This window comes from Rhizobacter sp. P2_H2 (genome assembly GCF_056403375.1).
In genome coordinates, this window is sequence record NZ_JBFUFP010000549.1 from 1 (window position 1) to 3,646 (window position 3,646).

Genomic DNA, 3,646 nt, shown 5'->3' on the forward strand with positions numbered 1-3,646 from the left:
GACCTCCACCATGCGCAGCCGCGCGAAGCAGGCGTCGCCGCGCCAGAACAGGTTGGCCGGGTCTTCCTCGGCCAGCCGCTCGGCGATCGCGAGGCTCTCGCGTCCGCTCGCCTGCGCGTCGGCGAGATGGCCCATGTCGAGCTGGTGGCGGCTGATCGTGTTCAGCGCGCTGACGATGCCGCGCTGCGCCGTCTTGTTCTTGCCCCCGCCCGGCATCGCGCGGAACAGCGCGAGCTGCTGCTGCGTGTCCTTCAGCGCCGCCTCGTACTGGCCGAGTTGCTCGTGCGCGCTCGACAGGAAGCCATGGTTCTGCGCCAGCTCGAAGCCCAGCTCGGCGCGCTGCGGCAACAGCCGCTTCAGCACCGTGCCCGCGGCCTCCAGCGACACGATGGCCTCGGCCGGCCGCTCGGTGCCCAGCTGCACCGCGCCGAGGTTGACGTACGCGAAGGCCTCTTCGGCCTGCCAGTCGATGTTCGACGGGTCCAGCTTCGTCAGGCGCTCGCTCAGTTCGAGGTAGCTGCGGAAGTTCGCCTCGGCCGTCCTGCCGTCAGCMCGCTTCCACGCCGCATAGCCGACCCAGAACATGCTCTGCGCATGGTCGAAGATGCGCTGCCCGTCGTTCGGGAACTGCGCGGCGAGGCGCTGCGTCGTCGCGGCCGCCTGCTCGAACGCGGCCTGCGCCTCGGCCGGGTTGCCGCGCAGGTCGCGGATCTCGCCGATCAGGTGCATCGCGCGCGAGCGGTGGCCGAGCGCCGTCGCGTCCAGCCGGTCGGCTTCCTGCGAGCCGTAGTACGCGAGGGCCTTCTCGCCCACCGAATCCAGCACCTCCAGCCGGCCCACCGGCTCGAGCTTCTTGCGCAGGTCACCGAGCATGAACTCGATCAAGCCCTCGGCCTGCGCCCGCTGGTGCTGCGCCTCGTTGCGCGCGCGCACCGCCAGCACGGCCAGCAGCGCGAACACGACGACGCCGACCGCCGAGGCCGAAGCGATCCCCGCCAGCCAGCGCAGCCGGCGCTGCGTGTCGCGCTGCACCAGGTCGTCGAAGCCGACGCCGACCATGCCGGCCAGCAGCTTCAGCGCGGCGCGGCGCGGGCCGTCGCCCTCGGCGCGCTGGTCGGCGGCGATCGGCTCCAGCGGTTCGCCCGCGGCCTGCCCGTCGGCGGTCAGCGCAAAACGCAGCGCGGGCGGGAAACACTCGCTCGCCTCGCGGCCCGGCGTGTTGCTCGCGAACGGTTCGCCCGATGCGATCAGCGCCAGCACGCGGCCCTCGCCGTGCAGCCGCTTGAATTCGATGATCTCGCGGTTGACCCACGGCGAACGCGCCGCGTCCGGAGAGCAGACGACGATCAGCCAGCGGCTGGCCGCGAGCGCCTCCTGCACGCTCGCCTTCAGGTCGGCACCGGCGTTCAGCTCGTCGCGGTCGCGGAACAGCGGCAACAGGCGCGCCGGCACCGGCCCGTGCGGCGTCGCGCGCCCGACCAGCCGGCGCGGTACGCGGTAGGTCTCCAGCTGCCGCTGCAGCCGGCGCGCCACGGCCTTGTCGTGGTGGCTGTAGCTGATGAACGCCCCGTAGCGGGGCGAAGGATCGGTCGTCGAGAGGGCCGGCGTGTCCACGGCGCTCATCGCCGCGTATCCCTCAGGTGCGCCAGCATCGCATCGAGCCCGCGCCGGTCGCAGCGCTGCTCCACCGGGCCACCGGCGCGCGACCACAGCAGCCGCGGGCGCTGGCGCGGCCGGGTCGACAGGTGCAGCACCGGGATGCGGCGGCGGAAGGCTTCGTCGACCACGTCGGCCGTGCCGCCGGTGCCGCGCGACGGCGCGCCGTCCCACAGCGCGAGCAGCAGGTCGGCCTGGTCCAGCAGCGCATGGCCGGCGCGCAGGTAGCTGCGCCCGGCGACACCCAGCGGCCCGCGCAGCTCGGTGATGCGCGCCGCATCGCCCAGCAGCGCACGGTACTCGCGGCGCGATGCGCTGTTGCGGAAGCCGCGCGCGTACTCGTCGCGCGGGCGCGGCAGCACCGCATGCAGCGTGTAGCCCACCCGCAGGCCGAGCCGTGCGAGGTGGCGGTCGCTGCCCTCGGCCAGGTTGGACAGCAGCACCGGCTCGATGCAGCGCGACGCGCTCGCCAGGTGGGCAAGCAGCGGCTCGATCTGCGGCGTGATCAGGTCCAGCTGATGTTGTGAAATGCGATTCAATCGATGCCCCGTGACACCGACGTGCAGGCCCCTCGCCGGCAGCCGCGGGTGGCACGGCGCCGGCATCACGACTCCCTCGGGCTCCCTCACGTCGCTACTGCAGAACAGCACAGGTCAGTCCAGTTTTTCCTTCACGGCGGACATGGCCTCGCCCCCGAGCATAGGGCGCGATGACCCCGTGCCGGATGACTGCACGGTGCGCGCCATGCCGGCAGCGGTCGGAAGTGCGCAGGAAATCACGAGTGGCGCCGGCGTGGCGAGTGCATGAAAGCCCGCGAACAGCGCCGCAACCCCGAGAACGGCTGCAGCGAAGCGCAGCTGGGGCGTGTGCAGGAAGGAGGTCGGGCGCGTCGTTTTCATGGTCCGCATGGTCGGCGGCGCAGTGGCTCGCCGTCCTGAAGCGCGGCTGAATTCTCCTGAAGGTGCTGTCCCTGGCCGGACAGCCGGCGCGCCCGCGAACTCCTAACATCGGACGCCATGTCGTCCGCACCCTACCTCCCGCAGCGCCCCGGCCGCAGCCGTTTCGTCGACCTGCGCGGCCTGCGCTGCCACCTGCACGAATGGGGCGATGCGGCCCAGGCCACCGCCGAGCGGCCGACGCTCGTGATGCTGCACGGCTGGATGGACGTCGGTGCGTCGTTCCAGTTCGCCGTCGATGCGCTGGCGGCGATCGAGGGCGACGGGCGCCACGTGGTGGCACCGGACTGGCGCGGCTTCGGCCTGAGCGACCCGGGCGGCACCGACTGCTACTGGTTCCCCGACTACCTGGGCGACCTCGATGCGCTGCTCGACGGGCTGGCCGGCCCCGGCGAGCCGGTCGACCTGCTCGGCCACAGCATGGGCGGCAACGTCGCGATGGTGTATGCCGGCGTGCGGCCCGAGCGCATCCGCCGGCTCGTCAACCTGGAAGGCTTCGGCCTGCCGGCCACGCGACCGGCCCAGGCGCCCAAGCGCTACCTGCAGTGGCTGGACGAGCTGAAGCAGCCGGTGGAACTGCGCCCGTACGACAGCCTGGCCGCGGTCGCCGAGCGGCTGCGCAAGACCAACCCGCTGCTGCGCGAGGACCGCGCGGCCTGGCTGGCCGGCCACTGGTCGCGCCAGGCCGAGGACGGACGCTGGCACATCCTCGGCGACCCGGCCCACAAGCGCGCCAACCCGGTGCTGTACCAGAAGGACGAGGTGCTGGCCTGCTGGCAGCGCATCGCCGCGCCGCTGCTGTGGGTCGAGGGCGACCGCACCGACGTCTCGAAGTGGTGGGGCGACCGCTACCCGCGCAGCGACTTCGACGCCCGCCTGGCGCTGGTGCCGCAGGCCGAGCGCCAGGTGCTGTCGCCGGCCGGGCACATGCTGCACCATGACCAGCCCGAAGCGCTCGCCGCCCATCTGGCACGCTTCCTCGGCGCCTGACCGGCCGCCCTGCCCGTGCGGGCATGCCGTGCGTGCGAAAATCC

General features: G+C 72.7%; 4 protein-coding genes. 1 reads left to right on the plus strand and 3 read right to left on the minus strand.

Annotation, left to right across the window (positions count from 1 at the left end):
- The 3 genes from AC1D15_RS22205 to AC1D15_RS22215 form a co-directional block, all read right to left on the minus strand.
- Positions 1–1,623, minus strand: a 1,623-nt coding sequence (locus AC1D15_RS22205; protein ID WP_477827673.1) for a toll/interleukin-1 receptor domain-containing protein, incomplete at its 3' end; no start/stop codon positions are given.
- Positions 1,620–2,195 carry a hypothetical protein gene (locus AC1D15_RS22210; RefSeq protein ID WP_052211820.1) on the minus strand — a complete coding sequence of 192 codons (576 nt, stop codon included), beginning with the start codon at positions 2,193–2,195 and terminating at the stop codon, positions 1,620–1,622. The genes AC1D15_RS22205 and AC1D15_RS22210, both read right to left, overlap by 4 nt.
- A 114-nt stretch (positions 2,196–2,309) precedes the next feature.
- A complete protein-coding gene (locus AC1D15_RS22215) occupies positions 2,310–2,555 on the minus strand; it encodes a hypothetical protein (RefSeq protein ID WP_156154858.1) in 246 nt (81 codons plus the stop codon).
- 117 nt (positions 2,556–2,672) lie between these two features.
- Between AC1D15_RS22215 and AC1D15_RS22220 the strand changes: the two genes are divergently transcribed.
- Positions 2,673–3,602, plus strand: a complete 930-nt coding sequence (locus tag AC1D15_RS22220; protein WP_477827674.1) for an alpha/beta fold hydrolase — start codon at positions 2,673–2,675, stop codon at positions 3,600–3,602.
- The last annotated feature ends 44 nt before the right edge of the window (positions 3,603–3,646 follow it).